13 protein-coding genes and 1 tRNA gene are annotated in these 15,928 nt (G+C 64.5%); 5 read left to right on the top strand and 9 right to left on the bottom strand.

Features of this window, described 5'->3' with window-relative positions; translation table 11 throughout:
* The first annotated feature begins 47 nt into the window (after positions 1-47).
* Positions 48-1,103, top strand: a complete 1,056-nt coding sequence (locus BMI85_RS10150) for a DUF2125 domain-containing protein (RefSeq protein ID WP_078601222.1) — start codon at positions 48-50, stop codon at positions 1,101-1,103.
* A 3-nt stretch (positions 1,104-1,106) separates the two neighbouring features.
* Here BMI85_RS10150 and BMI85_RS10145 read toward each other — a convergent pair whose 3' ends face one another.
* From BMI85_RS10145 to rpsD, 4 genes are all read right to left on the bottom strand, one after another.
* On the bottom strand, positions 1,107-1,712 hold the full coding sequence (locus BMI85_RS10145; RefSeq protein WP_143595051.1) for an extensin family protein: 606 nt from the start codon (positions 1,710-1,712) through the stop codon (positions 1,107-1,109).
* Positions 1,709-2,635, bottom strand: a complete 927-nt coding sequence (locus tag BMI85_RS10140) for a prephenate/arogenate dehydrogenase family protein (RefSeq protein ID WP_078520974.1) — start codon at positions 2,633-2,635, stop codon at positions 1,709-1,711. The genes BMI85_RS10145 and BMI85_RS10140 overlap by 4 nt, the downstream gene beginning before the upstream one ends.
* Positions 2,632-3,732: a histidinol-phosphate transaminase gene (hisC, locus tag BMI85_RS10135; protein WP_078520975.1), complete on the bottom strand. Its 1,101-nt coding sequence runs from the start codon at positions 3,730-3,732 to the stop codon at positions 2,632-2,634. Before hisC ends, BMI85_RS10140 begins: the two co-directional genes overlap by 4 nt.
* Before the next feature lie 376 nt (positions 3,733-4,108).
* Positions 4,109-4,729: a 30S ribosomal protein S4 gene (rpsD, locus tag BMI85_RS10130; protein ID WP_078540514.1), complete on the bottom strand. Its 621-nt coding sequence runs from the start codon at positions 4,727-4,729 to the stop codon at positions 4,109-4,111.
* Positions 4,730-5,168: 439 nt separating this feature from the next.
* Here rpsD and BMI85_RS10125 point away from each other — a divergent pair, with 439 nt between their 5' ends.
* From BMI85_RS10125 to BMI85_RS10105, 4 genes are all read left to right on the top strand, one after another.
* The gene (locus BMI85_RS10125) at positions 5,169-6,350 is read left to right on the top strand and encodes a substrate-binding domain-containing protein (RefSeq protein WP_078601221.1); all 1,182 of its coding nucleotides are present in this window, start codon (positions 5,169-5,171) and stop codon (positions 6,348-6,350) included.
* A 6-nt stretch (positions 6,351-6,356) separates the two neighbouring features.
* Positions 6,357-8,462 carry an ATP-binding cassette domain-containing protein gene (locus BMI85_RS10120; RefSeq protein WP_078601220.1) on the top strand — a complete coding sequence of 702 codons (2,106 nt, stop codon included), beginning with the start codon at positions 6,357-6,359 and terminating at the stop codon, positions 8,460-8,462.
* A gap of 200 nt (positions 8,463-8,662) precedes the next feature.
* Positions 8,663-8,752 (top strand) — tRNA-Ser (locus BMI85_RS10115).
* Between the two features lie 440 nt (positions 8,753-9,192).
* A complete protein-coding gene (locus BMI85_RS10105) occupies positions 9,193-9,609 on the top strand; it encodes a universal stress protein (protein WP_078520990.1) in 417 nt (138 codons plus the stop codon).
* A gap of 296 nt (positions 9,610-9,905) precedes the next feature.
* On the opposite strand, the gene BMI85_RS10100 is transcribed toward BMI85_RS10105, so the two are convergent.
* The 5 genes from BMI85_RS10100 to BMI85_RS10080 form a co-directional block, all read right to left on the bottom strand.
* The gene (locus tag BMI85_RS10100; RefSeq protein ID WP_078540498.1) at positions 9,906-10,955 is read right to left on the bottom strand and encodes a betaine/proline/choline family ABC transporter ATP-binding protein; all 1,050 of its coding nucleotides are present in this window, start codon (positions 10,953-10,955) and stop codon (positions 9,906-9,908) included.
* A 10-nt stretch (positions 10,956-10,965) separates the two neighbouring features.
* Positions 10,966-12,009 carry an ABC transporter permease subunit gene (locus BMI85_RS10095; protein WP_078540496.1) on the bottom strand — a complete coding sequence of 348 codons (1,044 nt, stop codon included), beginning with the start codon at positions 12,007-12,009 and terminating at the stop codon, positions 10,966-10,968.
* A gap of 114 nt (positions 12,010-12,123) precedes the next feature.
* Entirely contained in the window at positions 12,124-13,119 is a 996-nt protein-coding gene (locus BMI85_RS10090; protein ID WP_078540494.1) for an ABC transporter substrate-binding protein, read from the bottom strand.
* A gap of 494 nt (positions 13,120-13,613) precedes the next feature.
* On the bottom strand, positions 13,614-14,657 hold the full coding sequence (locus BMI85_RS10085; protein WP_078601218.1) for an ABC transporter ATP-binding protein: 1,044 nt from the start codon (positions 14,655-14,657) through the stop codon (positions 13,614-13,616).
* 1 nt (position 14,658) lies between these two features.
* Positions 14,659-15,927 (bottom strand): hypothetical protein, encoded by a 1,269-nt coding sequence (locus BMI85_RS10080; RefSeq protein WP_078601560.1) that lies wholly within the window; start codon positions 15,925-15,927, stop codon positions 14,659-14,661.
* Position 15,928: the final 1 nt, after the last annotated feature.

Below are 15,928 nucleotides of genomic sequence, written 5' to 3'. Positions count from 1 at the left end.
GAGAACACGGCTTACATGGGGTTCAACCGATTTGCAAAGAGGCGAAGATGCGCAAACTGATCATTCTGGTGCTGGTCGCGACGCTGGCCTATTGCGGCTACTGGTTTTACGGCGCGCATAAGATCGAAAACGGCGCGCGCGACATGCTCGCGCAGGCCCGGCAGGAAGGCTGGGGCGACGCGCAATCGGTCTCGCTGGCGGGCTTCCCCTCGCGCTTCGATCTGACCTTCGACAAGCCCGAGCTGAAGGATCAGGGCGGCCTGTGGCACTGGAGCGCGCCCTTCGCGCAGCTCTTCGCTCTGGGATACGAACCCAATAAAGTGATCGCCTATCTGCCCTCGGGCCAGTCGCTGCAACTGGGCGATCAAAGCTACAAGCTGACGCAGGAGGACATGCGCGCCTCGCTGACGGTGGGCTATTCGACCGCTCTGCCGCTGGAGCGGGCGATTGCCGTGATCTCCGCGCCGGTGCTGACGCCCGCCGGCGAGACGCCCCCCGCGCTTTCAGCCGATCAACTGCGCCTCGCGATCGAGCGCAAGGACAAGGCGCAGGGCGCGCTCGGCGGCTCGGCGCAAGCCGCCGATCTGGTGATGCCCGCCGCCGCCTATCGTCTGGGCGCGGAGGCGAAGTCGCTGAAACTCCCCGCCGATCTGCTGGAGCGGATCGATCCGAAGGGCAAGCTGTCCGACACCATCGCGCGCGTTCATTTCGACGCGCTGATCGGCACGCGCGAACCGATCGACCAGACCGCGCTGGAGGCAGGCATGCCGGGGCTGATGACGTTCTCGGTTACAGATTTGTCGCTGAGCTGGGGCGGCAACGACGTCTCGGTCGAGGGGAACCTGACCGTCGATCCCTCTGGCTATCCCGACGGCACGCTGACGATCCGCTCCGCCTCGTGGCGCAACTGGGTCGGCATCGCGCAAAGCATGGGGCTGATCGGCAAGGACCAGATGAAGCTCGTAACCGGGATCGGCGCGATGCTGGCCGCGAAGAACCCCGACGGCGCGCTGGAAGTGCCGCTTGTCTTCAAGGACGGGCAGATGAACCTCGGCCCGGTGCCGCTCGGCCCCGCACCGCAACTGATCGCCCAGCGTCAATAAAGGTTAACGGCAGTAAGCCCCGCCGCGGTAGCTGGCCACGTCCACGTGGATGTGGTCCTGATGGAAGCGATCCGATTTCGGCCCCAACACGGTGCCGAACGGACCGCAGGCCGATTTGTGCATCCGCTTAATCACCCGGCCCTTGCGCCAATCCTTCAGCACGGTCAGCGTCTTGCCGTTGCGCAGGACCACGCCCGAGACGTCGATCGCGTTGCCCTTGGCATGTTCGGAAAGCTTCGCGCCGGGTTGCGAATTGCGGCTCCGGCAGGAATAGGAGGCTGCGATGCGGATCGCCTCGATCCCGCCGCCGCGCCGCCCCACCGCCGGTTTGATCCCGCGATCCACCCAGCGCTTGAAGGATTTCGCCGCCGAGCAATTCACACGCACCGGCGAGGTCAGACGGATACCGGAGACGGAGGTGATCTGAACCGGATCGGCGATGCCGCAGCGCCCCGGCCCGTCGATCGGCGCGATATGCGCGCCTTCCAGCCCCGCAATGCCGCAAAGCTCGCCCGACGAGGAATAGCGCGCCGAGCGCCGATCTTCACCGCGCCCGCAAGAGCCAAGCGCCACCACTGCCGCAAGTGCGATCAGCGCCGCTACTCTCATGCGTCTTTCTTCGGCGCACCGCGACCGAAATCGGGCGCATCCGTATCCTGCCCGGCCTCGATGATGCCGCGGCGGATCGCGCGGGTGCGCGTGAAATAGTCGTGCAGCATGTCGCCATCGCCCATGCGGATCGCGCGTTGCAGCATGAACAGCTCCTCGGTGAAGCGGCCGAGAATATCGAGCGTGGCTTCCTTGTTGGTCAGGAAGACGTCGCGCCACATCGTCGGGTCCGAGGCCGCGATCCGGGTAAAATCGCGGAAACCCGTAGCGGAGTATTTGATGACTTCTTCGTGGGTTACACGACGAAGATGATCCGCCACGCCAACCATCGTATAGGCGATCAGGTGCGGCGTGTGCGACACGACCGAGAGCACGAGATCGTGGTGATCGGGCGCCATCTCGTCGGTATTCGCGCCCATCGCCTCGACCAGCGATTTCAGCCGGGTCAGCGCCTCGGGGTCCGTGCCCTCGATCGGCGTGAACAGCCACCAGCGATTGGCAAACAGCGTCGCAAAGCCCGAGCGCGGGCCAGACTGCTCCGTCCCTGCCAGCGGGTGGCCGGGAATGAAATGCACGCCCTCGGGCACATGCGGGCCGACCGCGTCGATCACCGCGCGCTTGACCGAGCCGACATCGGTGATCGTAGCCCCCGGGGCCAGATGCGGAGCAATCTCTTCGGCGATCTTCGCCATCGCGCCGACCGGCACACAGAGCACAACCAGATCCGCGCCCGCGACAGCCTCGGCAGCGGTCTCATAGACGGCATCGACCAGCCCGATCTCCAGCGCAGTGTCGCGCGTCTCGGCAGAGCGCGCGTGACCGACGATCTCGCCCGCCAGGCCCTTCTCGCGCATAGCATGAGCCATCGACGAGGCGATCAGGCCGAGCCCGATCAGCGCGACCCGCTGGTAGAGTTGGCTCATCTGGGCACCTCGATTCCGCCAGCCTTGAAGACGCCGATCAGATGCGCCACGCGGCGGCACGAAGGCTCGTCGCCCACGGTGATGCGCAGGCAGTTGGGCAGGTTATAGCCCGCGACCCGGCGCACGATGATCCCTTCGGATTTCAGATAGGTATCGCAATCGGCGGCCTCCTGCTCGGAGGCCAGCCGCGCGAGGATGAAGTTCGCCGTGGAAGTATCTGACGGAACGCCTTTTTCCGCCAGAGCCTCTGCCAGCCACGCGCGCAGACGGGTGTTGTCATCGCGGCATTTGTTGACCCAGTCCTGATCGCGCACGGCGGCCTCTGCGGTCTCCTGCTGCGCGGTCGAGAGGTTGAACGGCCCACGGATGCGGTTGAGCACGTCGATCACTTCGCGCGAGCCGTAGCCCCAGCCGACGCGCAACCCGCCGAGTCCGTAGATCTTCGAGAAGGTCCGCGTCATGAAGACATTGGGCAGGCGCGTCGCCAGCTCCGCCCCGCCGTCATAGCCTTCGACATATTCCGCATAGGCTGCATCGATCACCAGCAGCGCGCCTTTCGGCAGCCCCGCCGCCAGCCGCTCCAGTTCCGCCAGCTGGATCATCGTGCCGGTCGGGTTGTTCGGATTGGCGAGGAAGACGAGCTTGGTCTTCTTGGTGCAGGCGCTCAGGATCGCATCGACATCGGTCGTGCGGTCGCGCTCCTTGACCTCGATCGGGGTGCCGCCCGCGGCCATGGTCGAGATGCGATACATCAGGAAGCCGTGCTCGGTGAACACCACCTCGTCGCGCGCGCCGACATAGGCCTGGCACAGGAAGTGGATGATCTCGTCCGAGCCCACGCCGCAGATGATCCGGTCGGGGTCGAGCTTATGCACCTCGCCGATCGCCGTGCGCAGCTTGGCATGGTCGGTCGGGGGGTAGCGATGCATCGAATGGGCGCATTTCGCGAACGCGTCCTTGGCCTTGTCAGAGGGGCCGAACGGGTTCTCGTTCGAGCTGAGCTTGACGGCATCGGTGCGCCCCGCCACATGGGAGGCGCCGCCCTGATAGAGCTCGATGTCCATAATACCGGGCTGGGGGCGAATATGCGTGGTCATTGTGCACTCCTGAATCGTGGCCCGAGTTCTATCCGCCATGGCGCGACAGGGCTAGTGAGAAGATCACCCGCATAGCAGACGCGGCAGGGATGCAACGGATGTCATAGCACGTCTATGAGAGATGCATTGCCCAAGGGTGCCGCAGGGCAGCGCCCGACCGCCGGGTGGGCGCGCTTCATTCAGAGGTCGCCCCTTTATCTCTCCACATCCGCACAACCTCGCCGCGCGCGATGAGGCCAAAAAGCGCCCGCCCGAGGGGGCGGTCGGGCGCTGCCCGGGCCGCTGCGCGGCTGTTCCGGGCAAAGGCGCAGCCCAAAAGAAAAAGGCCGCGCCCCGAGGGCACGGCCTTTCCGAATGATCGGCGAAGACTGAGAGATCAGTTCTTCGCGTAGAATTCGACCACGAGGTTCGGTTCCATCTGAACCGCGAAGGGCACGTCGGACAGAGCCGGGGTGCGCACGAATTTCGCGGTCAGTTTGTTGTGGTCGACTTCGAGGTAATCCGGAACGTCACGCTCGGGCGACTGAACGGCTTCGAGAACCAGAGCCATCTGCTTGGACTTCTCGCGGACTTCCACCACGTCGCCTTCTTTCAGGCGGTAGGAGGGGATGTTCACTTTCTTGCCGTTCACGAGCACGTGGCCGTGGTTCACGAACTGGCGCGCTGCGAAGACGGTCGGGACGAACTTGGCGCGGTAGACCAGCGCGTCGAGGCGGCGCTCGAGCAGACCGATCAGGTTTTCACCGGTGTCGCCCTTCACACGCTCGGCTTCGGCGTAGATGCGGCGGAACTGCTTCTCGGTCAGGTCGCCGTAATGGCCCTTCAGCTTCTGCTTGGCGCGGAGCTGGATACCGAAGTCGGACAGTTTGCCCTTGCGGCGCTGACCGTGCTGGCCGGGGCCGTATTCACGACGGTTGACGGGCGACTTGGCGCGGCCCCAGATGTTCTCGCCCATGCGGCGGTCGATTTTGTACTTGGCAGACGTGCGTTTGGTCACGGCTGGTCTCCTTCTCTATAGTTTCGAAGGGCGTTGTCCTCCTCCGGGCCTCGCGGCGACCGGCGACAGGTTTCCTCTTGCGAGGTCCACCAACACCAATGAATAATCCCGGCAACTCGCGTCACCGGAATGGCGGGCTTATACAGCGGCGCGCGCAGGTGTCAACCACTCCGGGTGCCACATCGGTGCGCGAAGTCAGCCGCCGGTTCCCCCTACTCTTCTGAGTTGCCCCGGAACGCCACGCCCTCGCAGTTTCGTGAGTGTTTTGTGTTCGCCACCCCCCTGTTCAGAGCAACATTTCAAGCCATGATTGCGCTAACGGGACGCGTACCGGATGCGCGTCCCGGCGCTGTCCTGTCCGTAACCGGCACAGGCGGCGCGCTGGGGCAAGGCGATGCCACCCCACGGGAGGAACCCATCCGGCCTTAGGAGGATTATAATGAAAGACATTCGTCGCTCGACGTGCGGAACCGCCGCGCGTCTCGCTGGAACCAGCGTTCTCGCGCTTGGCCTGATTGCAGGTGCCGCGCAGGCTCAAGGCGTCACCGCCGACAGCTTCGGCGCTGATTTCTCGGCCATGGGTCAGCTCAAGGACATCGCCGCCAAAGGCAAAGGCAAAGTGGGCGTGCTGCTGCCCGACACAGCAAGCTCGGCCCGCTACACCTCGTTCGACGAGCCCTACCTGAAGAAAGCCTTCAAGGCAGCAGGCCTGTCCTCGGACGATCTGATCATCACCAACGCGCAAGGTTCAGAAGCTGATCAGCTCACGCAGGCGCAAACCGACATCAGCCAAGGCGCGACGGTTCTGCTGATCGATCCGATCTCCTCGGGCGGCGGTGCGGCTGTCGAGAAATACGCGAAAGAGCACGGCGTCGCGGTCATCGACTATGACCGGATCACGCTTGGCGGCTCGCGCGACTACTATATCAGCTTCGACAACGAATATGTCGGCGAACTGATCGGCAAGGGCATGGAACAGTGCCTCAGCGACTGGAACATCGAGAAGCCGAACATCCTCGTGATGGCGGGCTCGCCCGATGACAACAACGCCACCCTGTTCAAGCAGGGCTACATGAGCGTGCTGAAGCCGAAATTCGACGATGGCAGCTACACCAATGCGGGCGAGCCCGCTGGCACCTGGGACCCGTCGGTCGCACGGACCACCTTCGAGCAGCAGTTCACCGCGCATCAGGACATGAACGCCGTCGTCACCCCGAATGACGACAACGCCAACGCGGTCATCTCCTATCTCAAGACGCTGAAAGTGCCGCCGAAAGCCTTCCCGACCACCGGTCAGGACGCGACGGTCACCGGCCTGCAGAACGTGCTCACCGGCTACCAGTGCGGCACCGTCTACAAGCCGATCTATCTGGAAGCTCAGGCGGCAGCGGCGCTCGCGCTCTACATGCGTGCTGGCGACACCCCGCCCGACGGTCTCGTCAACGGCAAGGTCAATGACAGCCAGGGCGGCATGGACGTGCCCTCGATCCTGCTCAAGCCGATCTGGGTCACCCCGGAGAACATGGCCGACACCGTCGTGAAAGATGGCTTCGTCGACACCTCCAAGCTTTGTGCGGGCGACGCAGCCGATGCGTGCAAGGCCGCTGGCATCGGGAACTGATAGCCAATGATGGACACGGGTAACGGTACCGGGTCCCTGACGGAGGATCGCGACGCGATCCTCCGTATTCGGGGTCTCGAAAAGAGCTTCGGTGCAGTGCAGGCGCTCAGCGGGGTCGATTTCGACGTCCGCCCCGGCGAGGTAACGGCACTGGTCGGTGACAATGGCGCGGGGAAATCCGTGCTGACGAAAACCATCGCTGGCATCCATGAAGCCGATGGCGGCGTGATCGAATGGGAAGGCAACGAGGTCCGCGTCCGCTCGCCGCGTGACAGTGCGGAGCTGGGCATCGAGGTCGTCTATCAGGATCTTGCGCTGTGCGACAATCTCGACGTCGTGCAGAACATGTTCCTCGGCCGCGAGATCCTGACCAACGGGATGCTCGACGAGGACGCGATGGAGCGCGCTGCGGCAGAGACGCTGCAAGGGCTGCGCGTGACCACGCTGCGCTCGATCCGCGCGCCGGTCTCGGCGCTCTCGGGCGGTCAGCGGCAATCGATCGCGGTCGCCAAGGCCGTGATGTGGAATTCCAAACTGGTGATCCTCGACGAGCCCACGGCGGCGCTTGGCGTGGCCCAGACCGGTCAGGTGCTGCAACTCGTGCGCCGCCTCGCCGATCAGGGCCTTGCGGTGGTGATGATCTCGCACAATCTCAACGACGTCTTCGCGGTCTCCGACCGGCTCGCGATCCTGCGTCTGGGCGAGATGGTCAGCCAGGGCCCGATCGAGGAATACGACACGCAGCGCGTGGTCGAGCTGATGACCACGGGCAAATCCGACCACGTGGTCGAAGCCGGTGCGATGCGCGCCGCCGCCTCGATCGCGGCAGAGAACGCCAAGGATGTCGCGGCGCAACGCGAGGCGTCGGGCGAAAGCGGCCCCTCCGCCGTGGTGGGCGCCACGACCGAGGATCAGAGCTTCTCGAGCTACCTCTCGCGCACATGGGCGAAGATCAAGGCGGGCGAAAGCGGCGTGCTGCCGGTGCTTCTGGGCTTCGTGCTGATCTCGCTGATCTTCCAGTTGCAGAACCCGAAATTCCTCTCGCCGGGAAACGTCGTGAACCTGCTCGTTCAGGGCTCGGTCTTCATGATGATCGGGATGGGACAGGTCTTTGTCCTCTTGCTGGGCGAGATCGATCTGTCGCTCGGCTTCGTGGCCGGGATCGGGGCCACGGTTGCGACGTTGCTGGTCGCGCCGGGTACCGACTGGCCCTGGTGGGCGGCGGTCGTGGCAGGCCTGGCCGTTCCGGCGGTACTGGGCATCTTCCAGGGCTCGCTGATCACGCGGCTCAAACTGCCCTCTTTCGTGGTGACGCTGGCGGGCCTTCTGGGCTTCAACGGTCTGATGATCCAACTGCTGGGCGCCGGGGGAACAATTCCAGTCGCGAGTGACACGATCAACAATTTCGCCAATGGCACGCTGAGCCCGCTGATGGGCTGGCTGATGACCGGAGCGGTGGTTCTGGTCTTCGCGATCATGACCTTCAGCAAGGATGCGAAACGCCGCCAAAGCGGCCTCGTCGCTCCGCCGATGGGTCTCACCATCGCGAAGATCGCCGCGGCCGTAATCGCGGGCATCGTGCTGGTGACGATCTCCAACATGAACCGCGGCGTCGCGCGCTTTCCGCTCTCGGGGATGCCGTGGGTGATCCCGATCGTCTTCGCGGTACTGCTGGCATGGTCCTTCCTGCTGGGACGGCTGAAATTCGGCCGCTACGTCCTCGCGATCGGCGGCAATGCAGAAGCCGCGCGCCGGGCAGGTATCAACCTGCGCCTGATCCGGACCGCAGCTTTCACGCTGGCCGCGACGACGGCGGGTCTGGGCGGCATCATCTACGCCTCGCGCCTGCGCTCGATCTCCACCAGCTTCGACGGCGGCACGATCGTGCTCTATGTCGTCGCGACCGCGGTGATCGGCGGCACGTCCCTCTTCGGCGGGCGCGGCCATCCGATCCACGCGATCCTTGGTGGTGTCGTGATCGCAGCCATCGTCAACGGCATGGCGCTTCTGGGTCTGCCGGCGGCGGTGCAGCTGATGGCGACGGCGGCGGTGCTGCTTGCTTCGATCACGGTCGACGTGGTGGTGCGCCGGCGCGGCGAGACCACCCGCTAAGCCAAGCGAAACCCCTTGAAAACGAAACGCGCGCGAGACATCTCGCGCGCGTTTTTCATTGCACCCGGCGCCCCTGCCCCACGCCGACCCGCGCCCTCGCCTGCGCCATCTCCGCCCCACGGGAGGGAAATCGCAAACCACCCGAAATTCCGCCGAAAAACCGCTTGTCTCCCCCCGAGACGATCCCTATACGGGTCCGCGGAGACGTGGCCGAGTGGTCGAAGGCGCTCCCCTGCTAAGGGAGTAGGCCCGGAAGGGTCTCGAGGGTTCGAATCCCTTCGTCTCCGCCATCACCCAGTGCGGAAAATCTAATCTGTTCCTACCAATCGGTTATCGGAACAGAGCAAAAGCCCTTCGCCACGCGTGAACACCCCACATCATCCTCGGCCACACCGTCTTGAACGATCAGCCCGCCGCATCTTCTATTGCTCGATCGGCCACAAGCTCGACGACCTTCGGGTCGATCAGATGACCGGGATCATCCGGCGCGGGATGCGGTGGACGGCGCGCGGGTCTGCAAAACCGATCTGCCCCCGAGCGAGCCGCGCCTGAGCCGTGCTATGCGCTGCGGGAATACGCGCTCATCGATGTCGCATCGGGGCATTGGAGCGACGTATGTGCTCGATTGGAGGGCGAAAAATCGTCGTAGGCGCGGGGCACCTTCAATCCGGGTTTGCGCCCGGTTGCCACGCGGTTCATTCTCCGCCTCGAATTTTCCCCGGAGGCCATCATGGCACGCCAGACAAAGCTCATCCTCTGCCCGATCAACCTGCGCCACGCACAGGTCGAGCATCATGCCTATATGGAAGCCGTCGAGATGGCGCGGCGGCGCCGTGCGAAGCTGATCGTGGCGACGATCGCGCCCGAGATCGAGCGTAACCTCAACATCTACAACTCGGATACCTACTGGGGTCAGCAGCTGCGCAAGTTCCTCAACGACAATCCCGCCAGCGGGGTGACCGAGGTCGAGATGGTCGTGCGCAAGGGCGCGGTGCATCGCCAGATCGTCAAGCTGGCGGATGAGCGCAAGGTGGACCTGATCGTGATGGAAGCGGCCAACCCGAAGGTGCAGGACTACCTTCTGGGCACCACGGCGTCTCATGTCGTGACCCATGCGGAGTGCTCGGTCTACGTCGTGCGCAGCTAAGGGCTGGCCCGGGGTGCGACCAGCACCCCGGGCAGCGCCCGCCCTCCCCCCGGGAGGGCGCTTTTGCGCCACCTGCGCGCGGATGAATGTCGGAAGGGTGCGGCGGGATAAAGCGTAGACCACCAAGGTCGGGGACATGCGCCCACCCGAGGTCGGGCGCTGCCCTCTCGATGCGCCACCCCACGGGCCGGCGCGCGCCCCGCTTCCACGGCAGCACAAGCTGATATTCGGGAAAAGCCCGCGCCTGTCGCGCGGCGGGTCGGACCCGCCCCAATCAGGGGCGGATCCCTTTCTTCTTACCTCTTGGCGGTCTCGCCCGAGGACTGCGCGGGCACCAGCGCGCGCATGATCGAGGGCATCGTGAGGCTGCCCACCGGCTCGCCCCTCATCATCACGCGGTAGCGGCGGTCGAGCGCCCCTTCGGCCTTGGCGATGACGCTCTCGAGGTTGTCGTTGCCGTCGATATCGCCCGACATTTCGCCTTCCGGCGCGCCGCGCTCCATCACCGAGCGCACGCGCAGCACGCGGGCGCGGTTGATGTCGGCCACGAAGTCCTCGATGTAGGGATCCGCCGGGTTGAGCAGGATCTCCTGCGGCTCGCCCTGCTGGACCACCCGACCGTCATTCAGGATCACCAGGTGATCGGCGAGCTTGAGCGCTTCGTCCAGATCGTGAGTGATGAAGATGATGGTCTTGTGCAGCTCGGCCTGAAGCTCGAGCAGCAGATCCTGCATGTCGGTCCGGATCAGCGGATCGAGCGCCGAGAAGGCTTCGTCCATCAGCATGATGTCCGAGTTCGACGCCAGCGCCCGGGCGATGCCCACACGCTGCTGCATCCCGCCCGAGAGCTGGTGCGGGTGGTGATCGCCGTAGCCGCCGAGCCCGACGCGGTCGAGCCATTTCTCGGCCTCGGAGACATAGTCGGAAGCCGGGAAGCCGCGGGTGGCCAGCGCCATCGCCGTGTTCTCCGCCACCGTGCGGTGCGGCAGAAGGGCGAATTTCTGGAACACCATCGACATCCGCTCGCGCCGAAGCTTGCGCAGCTGCGCCTCGTTATAGTCGAGGATGTTCTCGCCATTGACGATCACTTCGCCGGCGGTGGGCTCGATAAGCCGGTTGAGGTGCCGGATCAGCGTGGATTTACCCGAGCCCGAAAGCCCCATGATGACGGTGATCTCACCCTCTTTCATGTCCACGTTGATGTCGTTGAGCCCGAGCACGTGGTTGCGCTTCTCGAGCAGTTCCGGCTTACCCATGCCCGCTTTGACGTCTTCGAGCGCCGCTTGCGGATCCGACCCGAAGATCTTGTAGAGGTGTCGGATCGAGACTTTGATTTCTTTCGTCATGTCTGTCTCCTCACTTCCGGCTCTTGCTGGTGTCGATCCGGGCGAGCGAAGCTTTCGTCACGCGGTCGAGCAGGATCGCGATGATCACGATCCCGAAACCAGCCACGAGACCCGTGCCCAGTTCGAGCGACCGGATGCCGCGCAGCACGAGCACGCCGAGACCCGGGGCCGAGACGAGCGAAGCGATCACCACCATGGCGAGGCTCATCATGATCGTCTGGTTCACGCCGGCCATGATGTTGGGCAGCGCGAGCGGGATCTGCACCCCGAACAGCTTCTGGCGCTTGGTCATGCCGAAGGCGTCGGCCGCCTCGATCACGTCGGGATCGACCAGACGGATGCCGAGATCGGTCAGGCGCACCACGGGCACGATCGCATAGAGGATGATCGCGATGCCGTAGAGCTTCGGCTCGGTGACCGAGAACAGGAAGATCAGCGGGATCAGGTAGACGAAGGGCGGCAGCGTCTGCAGCATGTCGAGGATCGGGATAACGGTGCGCTGGAGCCGGTCGCTCCGCGACATCGCAATGCCTATGGGCACCCCGAAGAGGACGCATATGAAGGCACAGACGAAGATGATCGCCAGCGTCTGCATGGCCGCCTCATAGTGATTGATGAAGGCGAGGAAGGCGATCGAGACCAGCACGAAGACCACCAGTCTCCAGGAGCGCGTCACGAGCCAGGTGATCAGCATCAGGATCGGCACCATCAGCCACCACGGCGTGTTGGTCATGATCCAGAGCATGTCGCGCAGGGCCCAGCTCAGCGGCTGGGTCAGCGGGTCCACGACGGCGCGCAGCCCGCCACGGATCGCGAGGAACCCGTCCTCGAGGCCTTGCGTCACATCGCGCGAGGGCGGGATCGCCCCGCAGGCCTTGTTGAGTGCGTCGAGCGAGGGGAAGGGCCAGTTCCAGAGGCTGGGGCCCTGCGTCGTGGTGCCGTCGGTCTGCGCGATCAGGTCGGCCATCGACGTCATGCCGCCGCCACCGTCGCCACCAGCCGAACACCAGTCCTTCAGCCCCACCGCGTTGAAGAAATTCTCGTAAGCTGCCATTGGTTTTCCGGGTCGCTCAGCGAGACCCGTCCCATATTGTTGCGTGATTGATCGAAAAAGGACGGGGCCTGTCCCGGCCCCGTCCATGTGTTGCGCGTCAGGCGCGCGTCACGATCATCCGCCGATCAGCTTCGAAAGCTTCTTCTGGGCATCGGCATCGAGCCAGTTCTTCCAGGTGTCCTGGTAGTTCTTGATGAAGTAGACAGCCGTCTCTTCACCCGAGGCTTTGTTCTCGTCCTGCCAGGCGAGCAGCTTCGACATGGTGTCGGTCTTGAAGCTCATCTTCGAGAAGAACTCGGTCTCGGCCGGGTGGGTCTTCGCGAAGTCGCTCGTCACCGAGGTCAGCACCGGCGCTGCCGGGAAGTCCGAAACCTGCGGGTTCGACGCGTCCTTGTTCTGGAGGTTGTCGAACTTGGCCTTGTCGTAGTCGCCAAGCTTCACGCGGGTCATGTCGTAGTTGCCCATGACCACGGTCGGGCCCCAGTAATAGCCGAACCACGGCTTCTTGTCGGCGAAGGCCGAACCGATCGACGAGGCGAGCGTCTGGCCGGAGCCGTGGTTGAACACCTCGATGCCCGAGCTCTTGAGGTCGAGCGCCTTGATCAGGTTGTCGCTCACGACGCGGCAGCCCCAGCCGTCGGGGCAGTTGTTGAACGTACCGCCGACCCAGTCGGGATGCGCCATCACGCCCTCGATGGTCTTCAGCTCGGGGTGCTCCTTGGCGAGGTAGGTGGGGATCCACCAGCCTTCGACGCCACCCGGCTGGAGCGTCTTGGCGACGCGCTTGATCTTGCCTTCGCTCTCGAGCTTCTTGTACGCGTCGCCAGCCGAGTTCAGCCACAGGTTGGTGACGACGTCGGGGCGGCCGTTTTCGGCGATCGAGGTGATCGCGGGAATCGTGTCGGATTTGACCAGGCTGGTGTTACAGCCGTAGCCTTGGTCCAGCATGAACTTCGCGATGTTCGTGGTGACTTCGGCAGCGGCCCAGTTCATCTGGGCGATCGAGATGTCACCGCATTGCTCGGCGGCACGGGCGGTGCCCGTCTGTGCCGCAAAGCCGGTGACCATAGCGGTCGCACCGGCGACCGCGAGAAGTGTCGTCTTCCGCATGTGTTTTCCTCTCATCCGTTGGATTGTCTGCGATCGTGTCGGGACCGCATTCGCCTTGCGCGTGATGAGACCGTCCGACCTCCCCGCGCGGGCGTGATTCCACCCGGGGGAGCGTCTAGGCCCATCGTCGATCTTCAGGTTGCGCAGTGCACGCGAATGCGCCCTCTCGACGATTGCCGCGGACGGTAGCGTCCACAGTTGCGGTCGGCAATCGCTCGCCGGTCACATTAATTTGAGAAAAGCACCATGGAACCCAATGATAACTGAAGGAAATTTTGTAAAAGGAGACACTTGAGCGGCGACAGAACCGTAAATAGATCCGGCACCCCAGGGATACCGAACCGACAATTTTTGAGCATGTCCGCGCGAAGCCGCTGGGCGCGCCTCCGTTGCGTGAATTGACGCACTGACGCCCCTGCACGAGACGACGTCGCCTCGCCCCCTGCCCGCGCAATTTTCCGCGTTGCCCGGGCCGCTCGCCCGGGCGCTCGGGATCAGACCGCCATGCCGTCCGCGTCGAAGAATACCGTGCGATCCGGCTCGAAGCTCAGCCCCGAGACATCGCCCGGACGCAGATCGGTATCGCCCGCGACGCGCACGTTCACCGCGCCCAAGGGCCCGCAATCGAACAGGATGAACGTGTCGGCGCCGAGGAATTCCACCACATCGACGCGCCCGTCGCATTGCCCCTCGCCTTCGGCCACCAGCAAGATGTGTTCGGGCCGGGTGCCAAGCTGCGTGGCTTGCGGTGCGGGACAGGCCCCGCCGCGCCCGCCGTCGAGACTATAGCTGCCGCCCGAGACCGCGCAGGGCATCACGTTCATCTTCGGGCTGCCGATGAATTGCGCCACGAAAAGGTTCGCGGGCTTCTCGTAAAGCTCGCGCGGCGTGCCGACCTGCGCGATACGACCGTATTCCAGCACCACGATCCGGTCGGCGAGTGTCATCGCCTCGACCTGATCGTGGGTGACGTAGATCATCGTGCGCTGGAGATTGCGGTGCAGCCGCGCGATTTCCAGCCGCATCTCCACGCGCAGCGCCGCATCGAGGTTCGACAGCGGCTCATCGAAGAGGAACGCCGTCGGGTCGCGCACGATCGAGCGCCCGATCGCCACGCGCTGACGCTGGCCGCCCGACAGGTCCTTGGGTCGCCGGTCGAGGAAGCTCTGCAGTTTCAGGATATCGGCCGCCTCGTCGACCTTGGCGCGCCAGTCCTCTTGTGGAGCCCCCGCCATCTTGAGCGAGAAGCCCATATTCTCGGCCACCGACATATGCGGGTAGAGCGCATAGGACTGGAACACCATCGCGAGGCCGCGTTTCGAGGGCGGCTGATCGGTCACATTCGCACCGTCGATCTCGATCGCCCCGCGCGAGGTATCCTCAAGCCCGCCGATCATCCGCAGAAGCGTGGACTTGCCGCAGCCCGAGGGCCCCACGAAGACGACGAATTCGCCATCCTTGATCTCGAGGTCGATGCCCTTGATGACCTGGACGTCGCCGAACCACTTCTCGACACCATTTAGCGTGATCGAACCCATTTCACCCCTCCTTGCCGGCCCAGGCGAGCCAGACGGCCGCCGTCCAGGTAAATGCCTTGCCGCCCGCGGCCGCGCCCGTCATCGGGTCGAAATACTCGACGAAGCCGTAGCGCCCGATCACCTCGCGGGTGCGCTTGCGGACCTCTTCGCCAAGCGCGACGCCCCGTTCCGAGGCGCCCTCGCCGATCATCATGTTCATCATCCCCCAGGTCGGGCCGCGCCAGTAGCGCTTGGCGTCGAACCGCGGATCGAAGGGCGCGAGCGACGGCACGCCATAGGGGGCCGCATCGAGCACGCGGGCCAGATGCTGTTCCATATGCGGTGCGTCGAGCCCGCCGAACCAGCACAGGAAGGAAGCGTTGCTCAGCGCGTTCGACCAGATGCCGTTGTTGCAGTTGTAGCTGTCGTAATAGCCCATGCCGGGGTTCCACAGCGCGTCCGCACCGGCTTCAAGTTCGGCCAGCTGCGCGGCCATGTCGCCGGTGTCGAGATCCTGCGCCTCGCCAGCCGCCAGCAGGTCACGCAGACCGCGCATCAGGATGAAATGCATCGTCGGATCGGCCACCTTGAACGGGTTGCCCTCGGCGACTTTCGCATCGTCCCAATCGAGCGCCTTGGCGCGCTGCACCAGCCAGATATAGCGGTCGTAATCGTATTTCGTCGGGCGCATCGAGGCGTCGACATGCTGGGTGTCGCGGCGCTCGTAATAACCCACGTCCTGCGGGTCGATCCCGCTCATCGCGTCATCCCAGTCCGGCGCGTTGTCACGGCCCGACTCCCACGGATGGATCACGAAGATCGCGCCCTTCTCGTCGCGGCGCCATTTCAGGAACCACTCCGCCCATTTGCGCATCTTCGGATAGAGCGCCGCGAAGCGAGCCGCACCTGCCTCCGGGTCAGCCGCCAGAAGCCGCGTCGCGAAGCTGAGTGCGACCGGCGGCTGGGTGATTCCCGAGGACGCGATCGGCCCGTTGCAGCCCCAGACGTCGGGGCCGGGGAAATAGCCCGGATCGGGCTTGTGGAAGATGATATGCGGGACCATGCCGTTGTCCCACTGCCCCGAGAACAGAGTCTCGATCTCCTGCCAGGCCCGGTCCAGGTCGAACTCGGCGAAGCCGAGGCTCGCGAAGGCGCTGTCCCAGTTCCACTGGTAGGGATAGAGGCCGTCGGTCGGCACCGTATAGCCGCCCCGGTCGTTCTGAGTGAGGATGTCGCGCGCTGCGGCGTCCCGGTCGGAGAAGTCGTCTGCGGCAGCCAGAGTTTCGGTCATC

The sequence above is a fragment of the Thioclava sp. DLFJ4-1 genome (assembly GCF_002020145.1).
Taxonomy (GTDB): domain Bacteria; phylum Pseudomonadota; class Alphaproteobacteria; order Rhodobacterales; family Rhodobacteraceae; genus Thioclava; species Thioclava sediminum.
The sequence above is the reverse complement of the archived record's forward strand: the minus strand, read 5'-3'. Positions and strand labels throughout refer to the sequence as shown.